Here is a 22,384-nt window from a genome sequence, read left to right as displayed (position 1 = left end):
TCCTCGTCGAGTGGTTCGTCGGTTCCGTTGATCAGCGCGTCGGGTGGGCGGTGCCAAAGTACCGGGGGTGCCGCGCGACGATGGCGTCCCAGTCGCCGTCGGCGGGGAAGCGGATCACGTCCCAGGTGGCGTCGTAGAGGCGTTCCTCGGCGTCTTCGTCGCGCAGGGCCGTGGTCTCGGTGTCGTGGTCGTCGACGAACACCGCGAGGTTGACGCCGGGGATCCGGTAGACGAAGTCCGCCATCGCGTTGGCCTCGGTGATCAGGGTCTGGGTCTCGTCGGGAAGACGCAGGCCGCGGTCCTTCAGCCACGTCACGAAGTCGCGCTCGAACGGAGTGAGCACGTCCACGGACTCAGCCGCCTCGTCCGGCCCGTCCTCAGGCTCCGGGCTCTGTTCCGCGACCAGCCGACGGAACTGCTCGCTGCGGGACTCGCCGCGCTCGTCGCGCTTCGCGCTCGCGGAGGCGAACCGCAGCAGCAGGGAGCTGATCGTGCGGCGGTCAATGAGCCCGTGGTTGAGCTGGTTGCCGTAGGTCAGCAGGCACTCGTAACAGCCGCGCGCGCACTTACGGTCCGGATGGGGGCCACCCTGGTCGACCCCGTCCTCGTCGAAGTGGCAGATCTCCAGCGCCTGGCGGGCGGCCTTGGCGAGCGCGTCCTTCTCGGACTGCAGGCGACGGAGCACACCGGCCCCGCCCTCGGCCGCCTCCGTGAACAGGAAGCGGTTGCGCGGGCCGTCGTTCGGCGGCAGGAGTTCGCTGTTGAGCTCGGAGTCCTCCAGTTCGAAGGCGGCCTCGATGCCGCGCTCCAGCGCGTACATCAGGGTCAGCGCGATCGGTTCGGGCAGCGGCTCGTCGAGGGTGAGGACGAGGATGTTGCGGCGGTCCTCGACGTACGGGATGACGCGCTTCTTGCGGCGCTTCTCGTTGCCGTCGGCGTCCACGACCGGCAGTTCGCTGGAGTCACCGGAGGCGTCGGCCGCGTCGCGATCGTTCATCCAGCGGCCGTCCGCGACGTCCAGCCAGTAGCCGGCCGGGTCGTCCTTCTTCGCGCGCAGCCGGCCCACGTTGGTGATCCGGACGGTCGCGGAGTCACCGTAAGCCACGGCCGCGAGCGGGCCGGAGCCGTCGGTGACCCGGGCGTCCTGGCGGCCCTTGCGGGTGCCGTGGTCCTGGAACGCGTAGGAGGTCTCCAGCTTGTAGCCGGCCCGGCGCCGTTCCTCCTCGTCCGAGGAGATGCGTTCGCGGCGCTGGGTGTACACGGTGTGCAGCTGGAGCAGACCGTAGGTGGCCGAGCCAAGCGGCTCGTCGCACATCTGGCAGCGATCGGCACGCTCGCGCGGGTCGTGGTGGTAGCCGCAGTGGTCGCAGCGGCGGGCCTCGCTGGTGGTGATATCTCCGGAGGCATCCGGCGGGAGCTGGATGCGGGTGACCTGGTAGCGGGCTCCCTCGTGGTAGATCAGTGCCCCGGGGCCGAACTCGCGGATGGCGAGGAAGCGGGGGCGCTGCAGGTAGTCGCCCTCGCCCCGGCGGCGGCCGGTGGTGGGGATGTACGCGGCGAGCGGCAGGCGGGGGAAGGAGTACCCCGGCAGGAAGCCCTCGGACGCCAGGTACCGGTAGGGGTTGAAGTCGGAGAGGACGGACTTGCTCTCCGCGCTCTCGTTCTTCAGTAGGTTGAGCTGAGTCTCGGCCTCCCGCCGCCGGCCGACCGCGCGCCGGCGGTCGCCCTCGGTGAGGCTGTGGTCGAGGACCCGTTTGTTCTGGACGTACTGGTCGTCCAGCGCCGCCCGGTAGAGCTCGCGCCAGCGGTCGAAGGCGCGGTCGAACCGCTCGGCGACGGTACGCACCCGGTCCTCGATCCACCGCTCATCCCACCAGGTGGTCCGGGCGAACTCTGGCAGCAGGGGGCCCAGCACCTGGTAGGCGGCGGCGACGGTACGGGTCTGGGCGTCGGCGTCCCACGAGGCGGCGTGGAGGTCGGGGTGCAGTTCGAGGGCCGGTTCGGGGCGGTCGCCGGTATCGGGGTGGGAGATGTCGAGGACCTCGGTGATGGCCCGGCCGAGCTTCAGACCGGCCGCGGCCAGCCAGATGCCCTGGACGTGGGAGAGGACGAGGTCCTCGTTGGCGAGGTCGAGGCGCGGCGGCGCCACAGCGCCCGCCACCATGCGGTCGGAGTGGCGGAAGTAGTACTGGTCATGGCTGTTCCCGGTGGAGCAGTACGTGGTGACCAGGGCGGGCTGCCCACTGCGGCCCGCGCGCCCGGAGCGCTGTGCGTAGTTGGCAGGCGTCGGCGGGACGTTGCGCATCATGACGGCGTTGAGCGAGGAGATGTCGACGCCCAGCTCCATCGTCGGCGAGCAGTAGAGCAGCTTCAACTCAGCCTTGCGGAAGGCCTCTTCGCGGTTCTCGCGCTCGGTCGGATCGACCTGGGCGGTGTGCTCGCGGGCGAACAGCCCGGCCAGCTCCGTAGCCGCGTTGCGGTAGAGGTCACGGAAGAAGGTGTTGACCCGGGGGCCGTCACCGCTGGCGTAGGTGCGGGTGAGCGGGTCGTGGGCGCCCCGCTCGCCCTTGCCGGCACGCCAAACCAGGGTCTGTGCCGCAACCCGGTAGCCGGTGATGGCCGGCCCGGTGGTGTGACGGAAACGGCCGGAGCGCTGCGGGGCCTGCGAGACCTCGCGGACCAGGCCGGCCTTGGCCAGCACCTTCAGCAACTGCTCGATGACGAGCTGGAGGTCGCCCTTGTCGAGCTCGCGGAAGGCCTTGTCCGTCCGGCGCAGGTACTTGCCGTACTTACCCGCGGCGGACAGGAACAAGCCAGAGCGGTCCAGACCGGGGCGAGAGGGCTGGGGGTACGCGGTGCCGACCTTGGGACTGTCGGACTTCGTCAGCACCCACGGGTCGATCAGGCGTTCCTCGCTGGCCCGCTGGAGGGAGTCGAAGTCGTCCCGGAAGTACTGCACGTCGATGGCGAGGGCGCGGCGCATCTCGTCGAGGAGCGCCTTGGTGACCTCCGCTCGCAGGGCCGGGTCGGCGTCGCGCAGCACCTGGTGCGTGCTCTCCCACCGCTCCTGGCGCTCGGCAACCCACCGGAGGTCCTGGTAGTCGATCTCCAGCAGGCCGGTCTGCTCCAGGTTGGGCATGGTGATGCGCCAGCCGCGTTCGAGATCCAGGTAGAGCCGGAAAGCGATCACGTCGCGTAGGGTCTTCGCCGCGCTGCGGGCGAGGGCGGGCGGCAGGTCGGCCGCGTCGCCGGCGTAGTCGACCGGGTCCAGCGCGAGGGAATTGGCGACCGCCGAGGCCAGGTCCTCGTGATGGACACCCTCCTCGCCGGCTTCGACGACGGCCCGGTAGAGGGCGCCGCGCACCTGGGTGATCTGCACGAAATCGTTGAAGTGACCGGCCTGCAGGGATGCGTCCTGCCGGTTGTCGACGAAGGTGAGGAGCTTGCGCGCCTCCTTGTCCAGTGCCTCCTCCGGCACCGACTTCAACGAGCGGACCACAGAAGCTGAGATCAGCGAGGTCGCCGAGGAGCGTCCCTCCTGGCCGAGGGTGGAGAGCTTGGCGAAGTCCCGACCACGGGTCTGCTCGTAGGAGACGCCGCAGTGCACGCAGAAGAGGAACGGGGAGGGGATGAACGCGGCCTTCAGGTCGCCGTACCCCTCGGTGCCGTACGGGTCGACGGTGATGGCTCGCGGCATCCGTTCACGGTGCGTCCTGCGGACGACTTCCTGGCCACGGTCGTCGATCTCCAGCCAGGATTCGGGGAGCCTGCGGTCCGCGATCGCAGCCTCGGTGTCGTGGGGCCAGGGGCGGTCGTGATCGACGTAGAGGTAGCCGTCGCCGTGACGGCCGCCGGTAGCCGAGGTGTCGCGGCGTGCCTCGTACCGGACCTCGCCGTCCTTTTCGGTGCGCCACACCGTCAGGTACTCCTGGCCGCATTCGCGACAGAAGGCGAGCGGCATCAGCAACTTCCCGCCGGAGCCTGGCTGTTCGAGCTGGTAGCCGCGGGTGAGGTGTCGACTGAGCTTGCCCTCCAGGGTGGTGTAGACGGTGTCGCCCTTGGAGAGGAACTGGTGCAGACGGAAGGCGAACAGCGGCCGCTCGGTGACGGGGTGGTGAGCCTGTGAGCCCGCCTCCAACGCGGCCCGGATCGCGGCGGCGCACTGTTCGACGGGCACACCGCTCTGCTCGGCCAGCTCCGCCGCGGCTTCCTCGATCTTCGCGGGCTTCTGGCGGACGAGACGGTTGTCGGCCGGATCGGTGGCGATTCCGAAACGGGTCTCGATCCAGCGCGCGAGTGGGTCGCGGACAAGATCGCCGTAGGCCCTCGGTGCGGCCGGGGCCCTGAGGCGCTCGGGCGAGACGGTCGCCGGCGCCTCGCCGGTGGCCCGCACCAGGGTCTCGCCGATGACGTGCCGGGGGTCGACCTTCACTCCGAAGAGAGTCGAGGCGACATTCGCCACGACCTTCCGCTGGTCCTCGGCCGTGCCCTCCGTCGACATGGTCGCGGAGGTACCGACGCACTGGAGCCGGCCGGCCTGGCACACCTCGCGGACCCGGCGGATCAGCAGGGCCACATCCGCGCCCTGGCGGCCGCGGTAGGTGTGCAGTTCGTCGAAGACCAGGAACTCCAGCCCGCGAGCCATCTTGACGAGGCTCTTCCGATCGTCGGGCCGGGTGAGCATCAGCTCCAGCATCACGTAGTTGGTGAGCAGGATGTCCGGCGGATTGTCGCGGATCTCCTTGCGAGCCGCATCGTCCTCCTGGCCGGTGTAGCGGGCGAAGGTGACGGGCTCTCGCCCCTTGCCGTAGCCGTCGCGGAGGTACTTCTCCAGCTCCTTGAGCTGGCTGTTGGCCAGGGCGTTCATCGGGTAGACGATGATCGCGCGGACTCGCTTGACGGCCGCCGGGCCCTCGGCCTTACGGTCCTTCAAGACCCTGTCGACGATCGGCACGATGTATCCGAGCGACTTCCCGGAGCCGGTCCCGGTGGTCAGCACGTACGAGGCGCGCGACTGCGCCGCGTCGATTGCCTCGCGCTGGTGCTGATGCAAGGTCAGCGGACGGCCGTCGCAGACCGTCCCGTCCTTCGTCTTGTTCGCCTGGAAGATCCGCGCGCACTCCTTGTCCAACACGTCCTGGCCCGCGAGCTCCAGAACAGTGCCACCGCCGGCGAAGAAGGGGTTCAAGGACAGCCACGGGTCCGGCCACTGGGACTTGGCGTCCAGATCGTCCTCGACGAACGCGGCGATCCGATCGTCGCGAATGACCGTCCCGCCCTCGGTGAAGGAGCGATAATCCTTGATGAGCTCGCGGTGGACGCCGAAGACGTCCATACCCGTGGTGGTCGCGGGAGTTGCGGGCGCCTCTGCAGCGGACGCCGCGGGCGGCGCGGCCTTTGCGGGCTGTGCGGCACGCAGGGCTGAGACCGGATCGAACGCGCTCCAGGTGGGGAGCAGCGGGGCACCACCGTCCCGGTCGACGAGCGGGAGGAGGGCGTCGCGGACGGCGACGGCGTCGGCAGGGCGGTCAACGGGCTGCTTCGCGAGGAGACGGTCGACCAGGCGGGCCAGCTCCGCCGGCGCGTCCTGCCGGATCAGGCGCACCGGAGTCGGGCTGTCCTCGATGTGCTTGCGCATCAGCTCGTATGCCGCCTCGCCGACGAACGGAGCGACACCGGTCAGCATCTCGAAGAGCAGACAGCCCAGGGCGTAGAGGTCGGCGGCCTGCGTCACCTGCTCGGCCTTGAACTGCTCGGGTGCCATGTATCGGGCAGTGCCGACCGCGACGCCGGTGCTGGTGAGCTTGGCATCCTCGGGGTCGTCGACGATCCGACCCATGCCGAAGTCGAGGACCTTGACCACGCCGCCCCTGGTGAGCATCACATTGGCAGGCTTGAGATCGCGGTGCACGATGCCGGCCGTGTGCGCGGCGGAGAGTCCGTCGGCGATCTGGGCACCGACCGCGGCGACCCAGGCGACGGGGAGCTGCCCTTCCTCCGCGATCAGGTCGCGCAGGACCTCACCATCGAGGTACTCCATCGCGAGGTAGGGCAAGCCGCCGTGCTCCTCGTCCACGCCACCGTCGATAAGGCGGCTGAGGTGGGGGTGATCCAGGCGCCGCATGATGCGCACCTCACGAGCGAAGCGCTCGACCGCCTTGACATCCCCGTAGGTGTCGACAGCAGCACCGGAGCGGCGGCGAAGGATCGTCTTGACGGCGACCACGCGGTCCGGGCCACCCTCCGGCGACATCGAATCCTCGGCCTTGTGAACTTCCCCCATGTTGCCGGCACCGATCGCCCCCAAGAGACGGAACCGGCCACCGATCAGCTCCAGGCCCACTGCCACTCCTCCACACCCCTGTTTTTCGGACGCGCCACGCCGCGCGCCGCTCCCACGCCGACGAAGGTCGTGGGCTGACGAGGCGGGGCAGCACCAAGAGAAACCGTACACGATTCCCAGGCGGACGTACACCACATGGTTTATGCGTTGACGACGCTAACAGGCATTCACTAGCATTTGCGTGTACGCCGGGCCTGCAGCCCATTTCGTTGCGCTTCCTGGGGCCGCTGTGCCTCACCTCCGTGTGAAGGGGTGGAAAAGTTGAACCACCAGGTCCCGAGCCTGAAGGCCGCCCTCGGCAGGCTGTACGCCGACCTTCAGACGAAACAGGTACGCGGAGTCGTGCCCTACCAGGTCTTCCGCAGCGAGACCGAAGCACTCGGACTGAGCGAGGAGGCGCGCGGTCGGCTCGCCACTGCCCTCACAGCGATGAAACTCCCGATCGGCGAACCACCCCGCCCGGAAGCCGACCAGGCACCTGTACAGCAGCGGGCCGCTTCCCCGCGCACGGAGACGGCACGCCGGTTGCTGGAGCGGTTCGCCGACACCGCAGGAATGGTCGACGCCCGGGCGTTGGAGGGGGTCGCCCGTCTGACCGGCCTCTCCGCGGCCGAGGCCGAGGAGCTCCGGTCCGGTGTCCAGGTGATCCCACCGCCTGGCAGCAACATGCCCGTCCCGAATCCGCGCGACACCGTCGGGGGAACTTCGCAGCCGATCCCCGCCCAGACCGCGCCGGTCGCTGAGAGCAGCCTGGAGCGCGCCGTCACCGCGGCCCACCGCGTACTGACCGATGACCGCTTCCTGCTCCGTCCGGCCAAGCGCATCCTCAGCGCGGACGAGGAGGTAGGCCTGACCGTGCTCCTGCGCGGCGGGGTGCGAAACGTGGGTACCGAACCGACCGATGAGGAACTGGCCGAGCTCCCACCGGCGGACGAACGACGACGAGCCCGGGACTGTCTGGTCCTGCACAACCTGGGTCTCGCCCACTCCGTCGCACGGCAGTACACCGAGCAGGGGTTGGAGTACGAGGACCTCGTCCAGAGCGGCACGCTCGGGCTGATGCGGGCCACCCGGAAGTTCGACCCGAGCATGGGCAACAAATTCTCCACCTACGCCACCACATGGGTCCGCCAGATGATCGGCCGGGCCATCGCCGACGAGGGCAGTGCCATCCGCGTTCCCGTGCACATGCACGAGGTCATGCAGAAGGTGGCTCGCGCCGAGCGTGCCCTGCTCTCCCGAGGGCTCCCCGTCGGGGCCGCCGACGTGGCGGTGGCCTGCGACCTCCCGGTGACCACGGTCGACAAGGCCCGGCGGCTCAGCCGCCGAACCGACTCACTGGACCGGATCATCGGCGACGGCGTCCACCTCGGCGATCTCATCGAAGCCCGTACCGCGATCCCGGGGGTGGAGGGCGCGGTCGTCGAGGCCCTGACCGAAACGGAGCTGCACGCGGCCATCGCCGCGCTGCCTGAGCGGTACGCCCACATCGTCACCCGGCGGTACGGGCTGGACGGAGAAGACCCGGCCACCCTGGACGAGCTCGGGAAAGACCTCGGGATCACCCGAGAACGGGTCCGCCAGTTGGAGGTGAAGGTCCGGCCCGTCCTGGAACTCGCCTTCACGGACCCCGCCGGTGCTCCGTACCTCACCCTGCGCCGGATGCTCACCGACAGGCAGGTCACCGCCGCGTCGTCCAACGCAGTCCAGGCGATCGCGAAGGACCGTACCAACCGGGATTGGTGTGCCGGCGTGAACGCCCTGAAGGCGTTCCGCCAGCGTGAAGGGAGCCGGCTTCCCGAGCCCGACCACCAGGAGGGGGATTTCCGGCTGGGCCAGTGGGTCGATGAGCAGTACGAGAACGGCGGCCTCGACGGGGCCGGGCTGCCGACCCACCGCCGGATCGTCCTGGAGTCACTGGGCGTTCGGTGGTGGCAGCCCCCGACCCCACCCACCAGGGGACGGCCGCTTCCCCGCCCGACACCGCCGGCCCCGGCCCAGTGCCTCGGCCACCCCTCAGCACCGGACACCGAACGATAGAACGGACGACAGCGTGGAACCCAGGGACGAACTCGTCAGCTACCTCCGGCGCCAGCTCGTCGGCCCCGCCCACGGACCGGAGGAGGTCATCGAGATTCCACCCGACCGCCAGTACCTGATGGGAACGCTCTACCCGCAGAACGCCGACCTCCAGCAACGGCTCGCCATCGCCGCCGAGACCTTGGAAGGCCCCGGCGCGGAGTCCGCCGCGAGCGACACCAACCCCGCCTCCGATCCCGTCCCCGAATCCAACTCGTGGCTGCCGTCCTCCCTCGGACTCAGCTTCTACACCGACGCCTCGACTATCGAGGTTCACTGCGCCGGGTCCCGGTACGCCACGCTCCACGGTGAGCACGGCCGCCAGTGGAAACGAACCCCCCTGGTGGACGAGCCACGCATCATCGGACCGGGGCAGGAGAAGATCACCGTTCTCGACGGCCGCGCCGAGATCCGGGTGCGGCGACGTGGCTTCGGCCCCGGGCATCTGATCACCATCGCCCTGGTCAACACGGCCCGTGCCGGCCAGGCACTCGGCCGCGTCGCACAGTGGGACCGCATGCTGTTCCAGGTGGGCCTGACCGCACGGCCGTTGGACGGTTCGGTCCTCCAGTACCCGAGCGTACGGCTGGCGAGCCGGGACCCGGAGGAACAGGAACTCCGGCTCCAGTACCGGCACGTCCGCACCCACGCCGTCGGCCACGGCTGCGCCGTCGAGGAGGAGTCGGACGGCAGCGGCCGGATCATCGTCCTGCGGGCGGCCGTGATGCCGGAGGCCGAAGTGCCGGCCACCCGAGCGGCCGGGCTGGTCGACGCACCGGTGCTGAACCTCCTGCACCTCGCCGATCCCGAGCTGCCCGTGGACCGGCTCCGCTCCGAGCTCGCACTGTTCACCGCCGACTACCGTTCGTGGTACGAGGAGCAGTCCCGGACGGAGATTCCCACCTGGGGCCGCGAAGCCGCAGACCGCATTCTGGAACGCATCGGCTCAGCCGTCCGCCGGATGGAGGACGGCGTCCGCACGCTCTGCGATCCGTCCCGGCCCGAGCTGCTCCAGGCGTTCCGCACCGCCAATCACGCCATGGCCCTCCAGATGCGGCACATCCGCTCCGACCAGGCCGGAGAACGCCGCAGCCGGAACGAGCCCGTGCTGCTCGATCCCGCGCCCGACGCCGGCGAGCACTGGCGCCCGTTCCAGCTCGCCTTCTTCCTGCTCGCACTCGACGGAACCGTCGATCCCGGCCACCCCGACCGCGGGGTGATCGACCTGATCTGGTTCCCCACGGGCGGTGGGAAGACAGAGGCGTACCTCCTCCTCGCCGCCTTCGCGATGCTGCTGCGCCGCGGCGCGCCGAACGGCGGCGGCACCGCCGTGCTGAGCCGCTACACCTTGAGCCTGCTCACCACCCAGCAGTTCCAGCGTGCCGCCACCACCCTGTGTGCCCTGGAGACCCTGCGTCGCGCGGCCCCGGACACCCTCGGCAGCGAACCATTCTCGATCGGCCTCTGGGTCGGAGAAGCCACGTCGCCGAACTCCTACGCCGCAGCCGAGAACCTCTTCGACGAGGTCCGCGCAGCCGCTCGCCCCGAGGACGTGTTCATCCTCGACCGGTGCCCGTGGTGCGGCACCCGCATCCTCCCATCCCACAAATCGTCCGACATCGGCGACTACGGGGTGCGCGCCACGGGTGACTCCTTCACCTTCTTCTGCCCGCGCGAGGAGTGTGCCTTCCACGACGAACTCCCGGTCGCCGTGGTGGACCAACAGCTGTACGACCGGCCGCCGACCTTCGTCCTCGGCACCGTCGACAAGTTCGCCCGCCTCGCCTGGGAACCGCGAGCCGGCCGGCTCTTCGGGGCCGGCACCGGCAACCTCCCTCCGTCGCTCGTCATCCAGGACGAGTTGCACCTGCTGACCGGGCCGCTCGGCACGACGGTCGGGCTCTACGAGGCGGCGGTGCTCGGCCTGTGCACCACGGCCGACGGGACGGGCCCCAAGGTGGTGGCCTCCACCGCCACCATCCGCCGCTCCGGCCCGCAGGTCCGCGCCCTCTACGGGGGCGACGTACAGCTCTTCCCCCCGGCGGGCCTCGACGCCCGCCACTCGTACTTCGCCGAGCCCGACACGTCACGACCCGGCCGCTGCTACGTCGGCGTCATGGCCCAGGGCCACACCGCCGGTCGTGCGGCCGTGACCACCGCCGCCGCCATGCTCCAGGGCGCCTGGGAGCTTCCGGAGGAACACCGGGACGACTATTGGACCCTTGTCGCCTACCACCACAGTCTGCGTGAGCTGGGCCGCACGGTCACTGCGGCGGCCGACGACATTCCGGCACAGCTCGCCGGTCTGAACGGCGGAGACGGTACACGCGAGTTGACCGACCGCCAGGTCCAGGAACTGACCAGCAACCTGCCACGAACAGAACAGCCCGTCCTACTCGACCGGTTGGAGCGGCCCTGGGACGACCCGCAGGCAGTGTCCTTCCTGCCGTGCACGAACATGCTGTCCGTCGGTGTGGACGTGAAGCGGCTCGCACTGATGTTCATGCAGGGGCAGCCGAAGACGACCGCCGAGTACATCCAGGCCACCAGCCGAGTAGGTCGCCACACCGTGCCCGGCCTTGTGGTCGCGTTCTTCAACGCGACCCGGCCGCGCGACCGCTCCCACTACGAGACCTTCGGCACCTACCACCGCTCGCTGTACCGGCACGTCGAGCCGACCAGTGTGACCCCGTGGTCGGTGCCCGCACGACGCCGCGCCCTCCACGCCGCACTCGTCATCCTGGTCCGCCACCGCCTCGGTCTGTCCGAGGAGAACCAGGCCGGCCGTCTCCCCGACGTGCTGCCGGCCGCCGAGGCCCTCGCCGAGGAGCTCGTGACCCGGGCCGCCGCGAGCGATCCACGCTCAGCAGACGGCATCCGGACGGAGATCGCCCAGCTGCTCACCGGCTGGACCAACGCCGCTCGGGAGGCCGCAGCGGACGGCAAGGATCTCCACTACCGCAGCCAGGGCAAGGGGCAGGTGAACCTGCTGAAGGGGTTCGAGCAGTACGGCGGTCTCTGGGAGACCCCGAACTCGATGCGCAACGTCGACCGGGAGTGCCAGGTGACGGTGAAGGGAAGCGACCAGTGAGCCGACGACTGAGGGTCCGCCAAGCACAGACCGTACTTCCGTTCGGAGTCGGCGCCGTCCTGGACATCCAGGGCGAGTCGTTCGTCGCCACCGGCATCGGGGACTGGCCACGGCTCCGGCAACCCGTCGAGTCCCCGCGGCTCGCCGCCAAACTCGGCGTCACCGGCTTCTACGCGGCCCCCGCCGCGACGGACGACCGCTACGACCGGCAGGACGCGGCGGGCGCACCCTACATCCGCTTCCCGGCCTGGCTGTTCTGCGGGTCGTGCCGACGTATGGTGCGCTGGCGCATCGCCGACGAGAAGCATGGCGTCCCACCACGCTGTCCCTCGTGTTCGCCGGTGCGGCAGCTCACACCGATGCGTTTCGTGCAGATCTGCGCCGCCGGCCATCTGGGAGACGTCGACTGGTGGTTCTGGGCCCACTCGCGGCTCGACGCCGCCAGGCGTCAGGCCTGCGCCTCCCGCGAGCAACTGCGGTTCCGGGTCTCCGAGCGGGCGGCCGGTCTGGAGGCGCTCTCGGTCGAGTGCCGGGCGAAGGATTGTGGCGCTTCCCGGGACCTCCTGGACATCCTCGGCACCCACGGCCTGCGCTGTTCGGGGCGCAACCCGTGGCAGCGGATCGGCGAGGCCACCTCCTGCGTGAAGCCCGTGCAGATCGTGCAGCGCACGGCAGGCAACCTCTACTACCCCGTCACGCACTCAGCCCTCGACATCCCGGAGGGCGACACCTCGGCCGTGACCGACCAGGACCTCACCGCCAAGGTGCTGGCGAACGATCTGTGGATCCCGCTGTGCCGGGCTTCCGAGGGGTCGAAGGCCGGAGTGTTCCGCGAGATGATCAAGGAGGACACCGGCGCCGACGACGCACTCCTGGACGCCCTCCTGGCGGAGGAGACGGGCGCTGCCCCGACTCTGTCCGGTGAAGGTTCCGGCACCTCTGCGCGCCCGGACCTCAGCCGAGAGGAATGGGCCGCGTTCAATTCTCCGGCGCGCCCCGCCACCCGCGACTTCACGATCCGCGACACCACCCTCGGCCTCTCCCACGAGACGGTCGGGCCCTGGGCCGAACTCCACCAGCGGATCGGGCGAGTCGTGCTCGCGGACCGGTTGCGCGAGGTCCGCGCCCTCTCCGGGTTCAGCCGGGTGTCACCGGACGCGGCCTTCGTACCCGCCGACACCGCGCGGCGGCTCAAATGGCTGCCTGCCGTCGAGGTCTTCGGTGAGGGCGTCTTCCTCACCCTCGACAAAGCCTGCCTCACGGAGTGGGAGCAGAACGAAGAGGTCCGCCGACGGGTCGCCGGGATGAGTGCGGACCTGGACGGATCCTTCCGCAAGGAGCAGTTGGCCGGACTGACCGGAACCGACCTGTCACCCCGCTTCGTGCTCCTGCACACGCTCGCCCACCTGCTCGTCCGCCAGCTCGCCTTCGAGTCCGGATACACGACGGCAAGCCTGCGTGAACGCGTGTACGCACGGCCCGAGCACGACCAGCACGGGATCCTCGTCTACACCGGAGCAGGCGACGCCGAGGGCACCCTCGGCGGGCTCGTCCAGCAAGGAGAGGCACCGCACCTCGCCGAGACCCTGCTACGTATGATCGAGGCCGCCGCCTGGTGCTCCGCGGACCCGTTGTGCGCCGAACACACCGGCCAGGGCTTCGGCAACCTCAACCGAGCTGCCTGCCACGCCTGTTCCCTGCTCCCGGAGACCAGCTGCGAGAGCGGCAACACCCTCCTCGACCGAGCGCTCCTCGTCGGGAGCGAACAGGTTCCCGGCTACTTCGAATCCGTCGTCTCCGCCGCACGCACCACCGCGGCCGCAGCACTGGAGTAGGCACCCTGCCATGACGCTCACCTATCTCGACCTCAGCCCTGCCCAGCGGGCCTCGCTGGAAACCCTGCCGTTCGAGGGCAACCATCTGGTCAGCGGCCCACCCGGCAGCGGGAAGAGCCTGCTCGCAGCCCAGCGCGCCCTCATGCTCGCGCTCACCGGCACGCCGACCGTGCTCCTCACCCGTTCCAACTTGCTGCGCCAAACACTCGCCCCGGTCGTTTCCGCCCTCGGCGCCGAGGACCACGGTGTACGCGTTGCCACGGCCCACGCCTGGCTCACCCACTGGTTCGGCGGCGACGCACCACGGACCGACGACGGCTGGTTCGACTGGGCCAGCTTCTATGAGCGTGCCGCCGTCACCGACCACGGGCCCGCCCCCATCCTCGTGGTCGACGAGGGACAGGACCTCCCGATCGGGTTCTACCGGCTCTGCCGCATTCTCGGCGGCCGTACAACGGTGTACGCCGACGAGTGTCAGCGCCTCACCGCCACCAACTCCACGATCTCCGAGATCTCCAGCAGCCTCGGCGGCTGCACCCGCCACGAACTCGCAGGAAACCACCGCAACACCCGCCAGATCGCCGAGCTCGCCGCCCACTTCCACACCGGCACCACCGCACCGCCACTTCCCGACCGACCCGGCCCGAATTCCCGCCTGCACCGCCTCGGCCGTCCCGATGCCGCAACCGATCTACTCATCGCCCTCGCCACACGCCACCCCCGGTCCAGCATCGGCGTCATCCTCGGCTCCACCCGGGCCCAGTCCGACCTGCTGACCCGCCTGGAACGCAAAGCCCCCCGACTGCGCCCCCAGCTCTACACCTCCCAGGCCACCCAGGGTCGTTACCGCACAGTCGACCTCACCCGCCCAGGCATCGTCATCGTCAACCGCGCCAGCGCCAAGGGGCTCGGTTTCGATATCGTCGTCGTCCCCGACACCCACACCGACAACGCCACCGACCCCAGCTCCGCAGCACTGCGCATGACGTACTACGTGTTGGCAACCCGAGCCCGGCAGGAACTGCACTTCGGCTACGAAGGGAACGTCGAGCCGCCGGTACTCGCACCTGTGAGTCCGAACCTGCTGCTACGCGGTTGACCGCTCCCTCAGCGCCGGCGCCCTCGCGCCTTCAGCGGGAGGCCGGGCAGCTCCGGCGCGCGCAGCCGGGCGCCGTCGTAGCCGTGGACGTCGCCGAAGCGGGCGGTGGACGTCCAGTCCTCGCGCGCCCGGGTGATCTCCTCACCGGACCGGCCGATGAAGTTCCACCACATCAAGATCTTCTCGTCGAAGGGTTCGCCGCCGAGGAGGAGGACGGCGGCGTCCGTGCGGGCGAGGAGGGGGAGTTCGGGGCGACCGCAGCCGAGGTAGAGCATGGAGCCGGGCTCGACGCGGACACCGTCGACGTCGACGCTGCCGGACATGGAGAGGACGGCGTACTCGAAGTCGGGGACGAGCGGGAGCTTGAGGTCGGCGCCCTCGGTGAGGGCGAGGTCGGCGCCGACGAGGGGGGTGTAGGCGGTGCCGGGCGAGGTGGCGGTGTCGAGGGTGCCGAGGATGACGGTGCCGCGCAGGCCGGGGGCGGTGACGACCGGCAGGTCGGCGTGGTGCTCGAAGGTGGGGGCGGTGTGCCGGTGGGCGTCCGGGAGGGCTACCCAGAGCTGGGCGCCGTGCAGGTAGCGGGCGTGCGGGCGGGGGGACTCCTCGGAGTGGGAGATCGCCCGGCCGGAGGTCATCAGGCCCAGTTCGTACGGGCGGACGGTCTGCAGGCTGCCGAGGCTGTCGCGGTGCAGCACCTCGCCCTGGTGGAGCCAGCTGACCGTCTGGAGGCCCATGTGGGGGTGGGGCGGGACCTGCATGCCGGGTTCGTCGGCGATGTCGTCGGGACCGTAGTGGTCGACGAAGCACCAGGCGCCGACCATCCGGCGGCCCAGGTTGGGGAGCAGGCGGCGGACCATCGTGCTCTCGCCGAGCTGGACCTGGCGTCCGGTCAGCAGGTCCTTGACCGGTCCGGTGTCGGCCTCGCGGCCGCAGGTGGTCGGGGAGGGCTTGCGGTCGAGGTTGCTCATGTGCGGTTCCACCACCGTGCGGAGAGGGGCCGGGCGAGGGGCGTTCGCCAATGATCATCCCTGACGGCCGACGGATCCTCCACCCCTCGCCGGGTCCGAGCCCGGGGCCGGAGCCGGGTCCGGGTGCCAGGTGCCCAGGCACTCAAGTGCCCCGGCCACCCAGGCACCCAGGCACCCGGGGCACCCCAGGGCCCCTGAACGCCGCTCCGCCCGGGCTCAGTGCCCGCAGGCCCACCAGGCGTCCGCCGTGGCCTTGGTCGCGAGCTCCCGCAGGTTGCGCACGGCCGCGGCCGGGTCCTCGGCCCCGTACACCGCCGAGCCGGCCACGAACACGTCGGCGCCGGCCTCGGCGCAGCGCTCGATGGTGCCGGCGGAGACGCCGCCGTCGACCTGGAGCCACAGTTCCAGGTCGTGCTTGGCGATCAGCTCCCGGGTGCGGCGGATCTTCGGCAGCATGATGTCGAGGAAGGCCTGGCCGCCGAAGCCGGGCTCGACGGTCATGATCAGCAGCATGTCGAGCTCGGGCAGCAGGTCCTCGTACGGCTCGATGGGCGTGCCCGGCTTGAGGGCCATGGAGGCGCGGGCGCCCTTGGCGCGGATCTCGCGGGCGAGCCGGACGGGCGCGGCGGCGGCCTCGACGTGGAAGGTGACGGAGCCGGCACCGGCCTCGACGTACTGGGGGGCCCAGCGGTCCGGGTCCTCGATCATCAGGTGGCAGTCGAGCGGGATGTCGGTGGCGCGGGCGAGCGACTCGACGATCGGGACGCCCAGGGTGAGGTTGGGCACGAAGTGGTTGTCCATCACGTCGACGTGCAGCCAGTCCGAGCCCCTGACGGCCTCGGCCTCGTCGGCGAGCCGGGCGAAGTCCGCGGACAGGATGCTGGGGTTGATCTGCGCCATTACCGACTACCTTCACACGAGGGTTCACACGAGGGCTGCGGCGTCCCGGGAGCGGGCACCTCGTCCCATCATCTCGCGCCGCCGCGCCGCCGGGCGCACAGCGCGACCTCCTCGTGACCCTCATCACACCCGGTGCGGGGTTACCGTGGCCGCCGCCGTGGTCATCAGCACTGGAGCGGTCCGCGCGCCCGATCCGTCGGCGCCCGCCGGGCCGCCCCGTCCGGCCGGGTTCGCCCCGCCCCTCTCCGAGGAAGGTCCTTCGATGGCCGATCTCGTCCACCCCGCCCGTGCGCTGTGGTGGCTCTTCGAACCGGTGCACGCCGTCACCTACTTCCTGCCCGAGAGCCGCGAGGCCTTCGAGGCGGCCGGGCTGCGCGGCGGCTGGCGCGGCTACTTCGCCAGCCGGTCGGCGCCGCTGGGCGCGGTGGACGCGCCGCCGGTGACCGCCGCGTTCTTCAGCTTCTCCCCGGCGATGGTCGAGCGCGCGCTGCCGGAGGTGTGGACGCACGCCAGCCCGGAGGAGGCGCTGGCCGCCCGGCTGAAGGGCTCGACGGCGGCGCTGGGCCGGCTGCTGGAGCACGTGGACCCGGAGCAGGTCGAACTGGCGGTGGAGGCCCTGGAGCGGGCCACGGCCCGGCTCGACTGCGTCGGCCGGGTGCTGGCCGCCGCCAACGCCGCGCTCCCCCGCCCCGCCGGACTGTACGAACGGCTGTGGCAGGCCGCCACGGTGATGCGCGAGCACCGCGGGGACGGCCACGTGGCGGCCCTGGTGGCGGCCGGGCTGGACGGGTGCGAGGCGCTGGTGGTCCGGTGCGCGATGGACGTCCGGCGCGAGGTGCTCCAGCCGATGCGCGGCTGGACGGACGAGGAGTGGGACGCGGCCGCGGGGCGCCTGGTCGAGCGGGGCTGGCTGACCGCGGCGGGCACGGTGACCGAGCTCGGCCGGATCCGGCACCAGTCCCTGGAGGCCGCCACCGACCTGGCCGCCGCGCGGGTCTGGGAGGGCTACCCGCGTGCCGAACTCGACCGCCTGGCGGCCGCGTTGAAGCCGATCTCGGCACTCTGTCGCAGTCACCTCCCGGTCAACCCGGTCGGCCTGCCGGACAACCCCTGATCAGCTCCCGACGGGGGCCCGATGAGATCCCTACGAGGGTCCTGATGAAGGTCCCCATGAGGTCCTGATGAGGGTCCCGATCAGTTCCCGGCCGGTTCCTGGTCGGGAACCGATCGGGCCCCGCCCGCCCCGCCCGCGCCGCCCGTGCCACCCGCGCCGGGCGGGCCGAGGACGATCCCCCGCCCGGCGTAGAAGCGCTCGAACGACCGCCACGGCACGTGCGCGAAGGACTGCGACTCCCCCGGGAAGCCGGACGGGTTGTGGATCACCACCGCCGTGTCCGTGGCGCCCACCACCAGCACCAGGTGCCCGCCCCGCCGCACCGGCGCCGGACCGGCCGGCTCCCGGATCGCGGGATGCACCGACACCATCGCCAGCCGCCCGCCGGCCACCTCGGCCGCGAGCTCCGCCGGCGCCAACTCCCGCGCCTGCGCGGCCAGCCCCCACCGCCGCCGGACGTAGTCGGCGAACGGCGTGTGGATCAGCCCGCGCAGGCTCTCGCCGTCCCGGACGTACGCCCCCGCCGCCACGCACTCCCCGGCCAGCGTGAGCGCCGGCGGTGCCAGGCCCCACCAGTGGTCGAGCGCCATCCGCAGGCAGGCCACCCCGCACAGCCGCCACGACCACCACGCGTACTCCTCCGGGGTGGCCGCGCCGGACTGCCCCCACCGCGGGTCCTCGGCCGCGTCGACCTGCCCGTCGATGATCGCCCGCACCAGTTCCGCCGACTCCCACTGCGCGTGGTACGGCACCTCGTGCACCACCGGCCCGCGCACCAGCCCGCTCGCCCGTCCGCCCGTCGACGCACCCGCCCCTACACCTGTCGGCACGCCCGTCGGCATCCCGCCCTGCTCCTCCACCATCCCCCGACGCTCTCACGCCACGGCGCCCGGCCGACCCGCGACACTCCCTGAGCACCCCTACTCGGGCACCCGCTCCCCCGAGGTCTCCGCCGAGCCCTCCTTCGAGCCCTCCTTCACGCCCTCCCCCGACTGCTCCCCGTCCTCCCCCGACCGGTAGGCCAGCCGCTGCGACGCGCGCCGCCCGCGCGCCTCCAGCGGCAGGGAGCCGGTGGCGCCGGCGAGGCCGAACGGCGGCATGTCGAAGTAGATCGACTCGTACCCGCCCTCCGGCACGACGTACGTCTCGTGCCACAGCCCGACGTGCCGGCGGACCTTCCCCTCCCGCACCTTGCGGTTGACGATGCCCCACATGGTGTGGTGGAAGCCGTCCGGCGCACTCGCGTAGCCGTACAGCTTCTCCTTCGACTCCCAGTACTGGACGACGTAGTACGTGCGCGGCGAGGCGGTGAGCAGGATCCGCCCGCGCAGGCCGCGTTCGGGGCTGCGCCCCAGTTCGTACAGCATCCGGAACATCGCGAACATCACCGGGCCCCAGTGGTGGACGGCCCAGAAGCGGTTGATCCGCATGCCGATCAGCAGCACCACGGTGTCGCCGGTGGCGCCCGCGGTGGTGTAGCCCGGCGTCGGCTTGGCGAACATCATTCGGACGAACGTCGTTCCCATGGACATCTCAGCCTCCCGCACCCCATGTAATCGGTGATTACATCAGGGCCGGGAAACCCGGTCAAGGCTCGTCACACGCACAAATCGTTTACTGCGAAGGGTGGTTGGCGACGCCCTGGCCGAAGGTGTCGAGCACCTTCTCGGCCAACTCCTCCGCCTTCTCCTCCGGCAGGTAGCCGTCCACGATCATCTGCGCCAGCCCGTACACCAACGCCTGCCCGGCCAGCCCCACCAGCTCCGGATCCCCCGGACGCAGCCGGCCCGCCTCCTGGTCCGCCACGATCAGACCGGTGAACGCCCGCTCGATGCCGTCCAGTTGATCCCGCAGCTCCGGCTCCCGCGAGGCCACGAACACCCGCGAACGCAGCAGCTCGAACCGGCGCGGATGGTGCAGCGCGTACCGGATGAACCCGCGCCCGACCGCCCGCATCACCGATCCCCCGTTCGGCTCCACCGCCGCCGCGTCGGCCCGCTGCGACCGTGCGAAGTCCGCCAACGCCCGGTCCGCCAGCGCCGTCAACAACGCCTGCCGGTCAGCGAAATGGCGAAACGGCGCCCCCGCCGACACCCCGGCCCGCCGCGCCACCTCCCGCATGCTCACCTTCTCCTGCCCGTACTCGTCCAGCAGCTCGAACGCCGCGGCGACCAGCGCCTCCGGCAGCGATCCGTGGTGGTACGAGCTGCGCCCGCCAGGCCGTTCCGTCATGCCTGCCTTGCTACCACAGCAGGCCGCCCCATCAGGAAACCGTCACCCCACCGATCGGAGCCCCATGCCCACGCCCACCCCGACCCCCATCCCCCACCCCACCTCCCGCGCCGCCACCTTCGCCGCCGTCTACGCGCTCCTCCGCGCCTCCGCCACCCTCGCCGACCACTGGATCCAGACCGACCACCAGGCCGCCACCAAGGGCCGTCCCACCCCGGCCGGCCGCCGCGCCTGCGCCGCGCACGTCGCCGCCTACACCGCCACCCAGGCCGCTACCCTCCTCCTCGGCACCCACGCCCTCGGCATCCGCCCCAAGCCCCGCCGCCTCCTCGCCGCCCTCGCGCTCTCCGCCACCACCCACTACCTCGCCGACCGCCGCGAACCCCTCCGCCGGGCAGCCGACTTCACCCGGCGGGGAGACTTCGTCCGCCTCGCCGAGCACGGCATGAACGGCGCCTACCTCCTCGACCTTCTCTGCACCAAGGACCTGGCGCTCAGCTTGCGTTGAGTGAACTCGAAGTGAGGCATCAAGACCGGCTTGCGAACGGCTTCGCGTCAGCCCATTCCCAGAAGGCATGGCCAGCGTTGACGACCGCCTCCATGACAGCGAACAGTCCAGAGGGCTCAACGCCGGGCGGGACATCTACAGCGACGAAGCGGTCGCCGTTCCACTCGCTCAGCAATCCGGCAGCGGTGATCTCGGCCTTGATCCTCTCAGCAACTGGCTGAAGGTCGCTGGCAGGCAGATCAGGAATGAACAGGAACCGCAGCGTTCGATGCCGAGAGGTCCCGACCACGGCGCTGACATAGTCGTCGTCGTTGAGGAGCACGGTGTCGCCCAGGGCGAGCCCGTAGACCGAGAACGGAACGCAGGCGACCTTGTAGGTCTCGTCGTTGATCGCTTTGAGCCAGAGCTGCTCGACCTGTCCCTCCAGTCCGAAGGGAGCCAGGTCGGCGCGCGCGATGTAGTTGGTCGCGGCCCGTCCGACCGGGTGCTCGTGGACGATGAACTGCATGACGGCACTCCCCAAGGCCAGCTCCGATGGCCTGCCATGATGCCGTAGCTGATCACTGCTGCTGTCGGCGGGGCCCAGGCAGCCCGAGCACCTCGACGTTCACCTTCCCCGCGTGCTGAAGAGCCGCGAGCCGTGACCGGTTAGCTCTCAGCGTCGAACCAGGACCCAATGTTGTTCCACATGAAGGGGGCGTTCCAGTCGGGCTCGCCCTTCATCCAGCCGAGCATGGCCGCGATGACCTTGTCACGCGAGACAGTCCGGGTCTGGTAGTGCTCGGCAGGAACGCCGTCCCGGTATTCCAGCTGGAACGTGTTGTCCTCACGCATCCAAACCTGGACATACCAGTCTCCCGACTCCTCATCCACACGTTCGAGGATCAGGGCGCCGCCGCGCTGCAGGTTTGCTATCGCCGCACTCACGGTCGGCTTTGACGGTCGCTTGGCCAGCAGACCTGTCCGACTCTTCATCACCAGCATGCCGGGATCATGCCTCACCCGGCTGACATCCGTAGTCCAGAAAAGTGCAGCCGTTGCAGCTGGTCAGCTTCACCGTGGGGTCCTCGCGGCCGGACTGCGGGCGATGCCAGCGCACCGCGACATCGGCAAGTCGGTGATCGACGTCGAGCGCGGCCCGCTGGCGATCCGGACCGGCCCCAATTCCGTCGACCGCTGACCCATGTCCATTGACCGAGAAAGAGGGACGCCGCCATGCGTACCGAGATCCACAACTTGACCGTCCTGGCCACCACCGCCCTGACCCTGATGGTGCTGATGGTCGGCCACAACCTGGCTGACCATGTGCTCGGTCAGAGCGACCGACAGGCCGCCCACAAGGGCGCCCCGAGCCGGGAAGAGGTCGCTGCTGGCGCAAGCCCGCGACGTGGCTGGGGCGCGTGCCTGGCCCACGTCGGGCAGTACCACCTGGTCCTGGCCGTCCTACTCGGACTGACCTGGCTGGTCCTGCCGATGCACTGGAGCTGGACAGGCCTGACCGCCGGCCTCGCTTGGTCGATGGCGACCCACGCCCTCCTGGACCGGCGGTTCCCCGTCCGCTGGATCCTCCAGCACACCGGCTCGCCCGACTTCGCCGAACTGCACAGCGCTGGCCTCAACGGCATGTACCTCGCCGATCAGGCCCTGCACTCCGGGGCTCTGCTCGTGTCCGCGCTGCTGATCACTCGGCTGTAGGTCGGCTGTGCGGGATCGAGGGAATGCCCAGGTCCACCGGGGGCAGCTGCTGCGATCGGTGAACCTGGGACCGCTTGGAACGCAGGAACGTCAGGGTCAGCTCGATGCCTTCGACTTCGCCCTTCCAGCCCTGGGCGAGAGCGTGCTTGCGGCGGGCGACCAGGTCGTCCTCCAGCTCGTCCAGCCGGGGCAGCATCTTCGGGTTGACCGAGAGCATGGGGCATCTGATGCAGGCGTGCTCGTGGGCGCACGGTGTTCCGTAGGGACGTCCGCAAGAGCCCAGTTCGACCTTCCGCTTGTCGAAGTGGTCCTGGAACTCCGCCCACTCCTCCGACGTGGGGTCCCGGTATTCCTCCTCGGGCCGCAGCTGGCGGCGCTGGTCAAGGAACTGCTGGTAGTGGCGCACGATGTCGTCGTCGAAGACCGCTAATGGTGGAGTCGGGTATTGGAACTGTCCGAATGGGTCGGTCAGGGGCGCCCGTGGCAGGCGTGGTGGAGGGGCTGGCTTCTGGCCGTCACG

Annotated in this window: 15 protein-coding genes and 1 pseudogene; 7 read left to right on the top strand and 9 right to left on the bottom strand. The window is 70.4% G+C overall.

What is annotated here, in order from left to right:
* Window positions 1-31 precede the first annotated feature (31 nt).
* On the bottom strand, window positions 32-6,283 hold the full coding sequence (locus ACIPLC_RS36860) for a protein kinase (RefSeq protein ID WP_400477428.1): 6,252 nt from the start codon (window positions 6,281-6,283) through the stop codon (window positions 32-34).
* A gap of 321 nt (window positions 6,284-6,604) precedes the next feature.
* Between ACIPLC_RS36860 and ACIPLC_RS36855 the strand changes: the two genes are divergently transcribed.
* From ACIPLC_RS36855 to ACIPLC_RS36840, 4 genes are read left to right on the top strand one after another with little or no spacing between them, the layout of a single operon-like run.
* Window positions 6,605-8,383 carry a sigma-70 family RNA polymerase sigma factor gene (locus ACIPLC_RS36855; protein ID WP_400477427.1) on the top strand — a complete coding sequence of 593 codons (1,779 nt, stop codon included), beginning with the start codon at window positions 6,605-6,607 and terminating at the stop codon, window positions 8,381-8,383.
* Window positions 8,384-8,396: 13 nt separating this feature from the next.
* Window positions 8,397-11,513 carry a helicase-related protein gene (locus tag ACIPLC_RS36850; RefSeq protein WP_400477426.1) on the top strand — a complete coding sequence of 1,039 codons (3,117 nt, stop codon included), beginning with the start codon at window positions 8,397-8,399 and terminating at the stop codon, window positions 11,511-11,513.
* Window positions 11,510-13,348 carry a DrmB family protein gene (gene drmB / locus ACIPLC_RS36845; protein ID WP_400477425.1) on the top strand — a complete coding sequence of 613 codons (1,839 nt, stop codon included), beginning with the start codon at window positions 11,510-11,512 and terminating at the stop codon, window positions 13,346-13,348. The genes ACIPLC_RS36850 and drmB overlap by 4 nt, the downstream gene beginning before the upstream one ends.
* 10 nt (window positions 13,349-13,358) lie before the next feature.
* The gene (locus ACIPLC_RS36840) at window positions 13,359-14,447 is read left to right on the top strand and encodes a DNA helicase (RefSeq protein ID WP_400477424.1); all 1,089 of its coding nucleotides are present in this window, start codon (window positions 13,359-13,361) and stop codon (window positions 14,445-14,447) included.
* Between the two features lie 8 nt (window positions 14,448-14,455).
* On the opposite strand, the gene ACIPLC_RS36835 is transcribed toward ACIPLC_RS36840, so the two are convergent.
* Together ACIPLC_RS36835 and rpe are read right to left on the bottom strand one after the other, a co-directional pair.
* Complete coding sequence (locus ACIPLC_RS36835) at window positions 14,456-15,415, bottom strand: pirin family protein (RefSeq protein WP_400477423.1); 960 nt, start codon at window positions 15,413-15,415, stop codon at window positions 14,456-14,458.
* Between the two features lie 216 nt (window positions 15,416-15,631).
* Window positions 15,632-16,315: a ribulose-phosphate 3-epimerase gene (rpe, locus tag ACIPLC_RS36830; protein WP_400477422.1), complete on the bottom strand. Its 684-nt coding sequence runs from the start codon at window positions 16,313-16,315 to the stop codon at window positions 15,632-15,634.
* Between the two features lie 262 nt (window positions 16,316-16,577).
* Between rpe and ACIPLC_RS36825 the strand changes: the two genes are divergently transcribed.
* On the top strand, window positions 16,578-17,429 hold the full coding sequence (locus tag ACIPLC_RS36825) for a hypothetical protein (protein WP_400477421.1): 852 nt from the start codon (window positions 16,578-16,580) through the stop codon (window positions 17,427-17,429).
* A gap of 80 nt (window positions 17,430-17,509) precedes the next feature.
* Here the strand turns inward: ACIPLC_RS36825 and ACIPLC_RS36820 are convergent, their stop codons facing one another.
* The 3 genes from ACIPLC_RS36820 to ACIPLC_RS36810 form a co-directional block, all read right to left on the bottom strand.
* Window positions 17,510-18,292: a C39 family peptidase gene (locus ACIPLC_RS36820; protein ID WP_400477420.1), complete on the bottom strand. Its 783-nt coding sequence runs from the start codon at window positions 18,290-18,292 to the stop codon at window positions 17,510-17,512.
* A gap of 57 nt (window positions 18,293-18,349) precedes the next feature.
* Window positions 18,350-18,931, bottom strand: a complete 582-nt coding sequence (locus ACIPLC_RS36815; RefSeq protein WP_400477432.1) for a DUF4188 domain-containing protein — start codon at window positions 18,929-18,931, stop codon at window positions 18,350-18,352.
* Window positions 18,932-19,043: 112 nt separating this feature from the next.
* A complete protein-coding gene (locus ACIPLC_RS36810; RefSeq protein ID WP_400477419.1) occupies window positions 19,044-19,661 on the bottom strand; it encodes a TetR/AcrR family transcriptional regulator in 618 nt (205 codons plus the stop codon).
* Window positions 19,662-19,725: 64 nt separating this feature from the next.
* Here ACIPLC_RS36810 and ACIPLC_RS36805 point away from each other — a divergent pair, with 64 nt between their 5' ends.
* On the top strand, window positions 19,726-20,169 hold the full coding sequence (locus ACIPLC_RS36805) for a hypothetical protein (RefSeq protein ID WP_400477418.1): 444 nt from the start codon (window positions 19,726-19,728) through the stop codon (window positions 20,167-20,169).
* Between the two features lie 19 nt (window positions 20,170-20,188).
* Here ACIPLC_RS36805 and ACIPLC_RS36800 read toward each other — a convergent pair whose 3' ends face one another.
* Complete coding sequence (locus ACIPLC_RS36800; RefSeq protein ID WP_400477417.1) at window positions 20,189-20,677, bottom strand: DUF4265 domain-containing protein; 489 nt, start codon at window positions 20,675-20,677, stop codon at window positions 20,189-20,191.
* Between the two features lie 140 nt (window positions 20,678-20,817).
* On the bottom strand, window positions 20,818-21,153 hold the full coding sequence (locus ACIPLC_RS36795; RefSeq protein WP_400477416.1) for a hypothetical protein: 336 nt from the start codon (window positions 21,151-21,153) through the stop codon (window positions 20,818-20,820).
* A 231-nt stretch (window positions 21,154-21,384) separates the two neighbouring features.
* Between ACIPLC_RS36795 and ACIPLC_RS36790 the strand changes: the two genes are divergently transcribed.
* A complete protein-coding gene (locus ACIPLC_RS36790) occupies window positions 21,385-21,864 on the top strand; it encodes a hypothetical protein (protein WP_400477415.1) in 480 nt (159 codons plus the stop codon).
* Here ACIPLC_RS36790 and ACIPLC_RS36785 read toward each other — a convergent pair.
* Window positions 21,851-22,384 (bottom strand): annotated as a pseudogene (locus ACIPLC_RS36785) (hypothetical protein); the annotation flags it as partial. The gene ACIPLC_RS36790 and the pseudogene ACIPLC_RS36785 sit on opposite strands and share 14 nt — an antisense overlap.

Origin of the sequence: Kitasatospora sp. NPDC086801, from assembly GCF_044745805.1 — a bacterium.
In the GTDB taxonomy this organism is placed as follows: Bacteria; Actinomycetota; Actinomycetes; order Streptomycetales; family Streptomycetaceae; genus Kitasatospora.
This window is presented reverse-complemented; position numbering and strand designations above follow the sequence as displayed.

Bases quoted from the DNA above. Each gene is read 5' to 3' on its own strand.
- ACIPLC_RS36860 (WP_400477428.1), bottom strand. From the start codon at position 6,283: ATGGGGGAAGTTCACAAGGCCGAGGATTCGATGTCGCCGGAGGGTGGC.
- ACIPLC_RS36840 (WP_400477424.1), top strand. From the start codon at position 13,359: ATGACGCTCACCTATCTCGACCTCAGCCCTGCCCAGCGGGCCTCGCTG.
- ACIPLC_RS36835 (WP_400477423.1), bottom strand. From the start codon at position 15,415: ATGAGCAACCTCGACCGCAAGCCCTCCCCGACCACCTGCGGCCGCGAG.
- rpe (WP_400477422.1), bottom strand. From the start codon at position 16,315: ATGGCGCAGATCAACCCCAGCATCCTGTCCGCGGACTTCGCCCGGCTC.
- ACIPLC_RS36825 (WP_400477421.1), top strand. From the start codon at position 16,578: ATGGCCGATCTCGTCCACCCCGCCCGTGCGCTGTGGTGGCTCTTCGAA.
- ACIPLC_RS36820 (WP_400477420.1), bottom strand. From the start codon at position 18,292: ATGGTGGAGGAGCAGGGCGGGATGCCGACGGGCGTGCCGACAGGTGTA.
- ACIPLC_RS36815 (WP_400477432.1), bottom strand. From the start codon at position 18,931: ATGTTCGCCAAGCCGACGCCGGGCTACACCACCGCGGGCGCCACCGGC.
- ACIPLC_RS36810 (WP_400477419.1), bottom strand. From the start codon at position 19,661: ATGACGGAACGGCCTGGCGGGCGCAGCTCGTACCACCACGGATCGCTG.
- ACIPLC_RS36805 (WP_400477418.1), top strand. From the start codon at position 19,726: ATGCCCACGCCCACCCCGACCCCCATCCCCCACCCCACCTCCCGCGCC.
- ACIPLC_RS36800 (WP_400477417.1), bottom strand. From the start codon at position 20,677: ATGCAGTTCATCGTCCACGAGCACCCGGTCGGACGGGCCGCGACCAAC.
- ACIPLC_RS36795 (WP_400477416.1), bottom strand. From the start codon at position 21,153: ATGCTGGTGATGAAGAGTCGGACAGGTCTGCTGGCCAAGCGACCGTCA.
- ACIPLC_RS36790 (WP_400477415.1), top strand. From the start codon at position 21,385: ATGCGTACCGAGATCCACAACTTGACCGTCCTGGCCACCACCGCCCTG.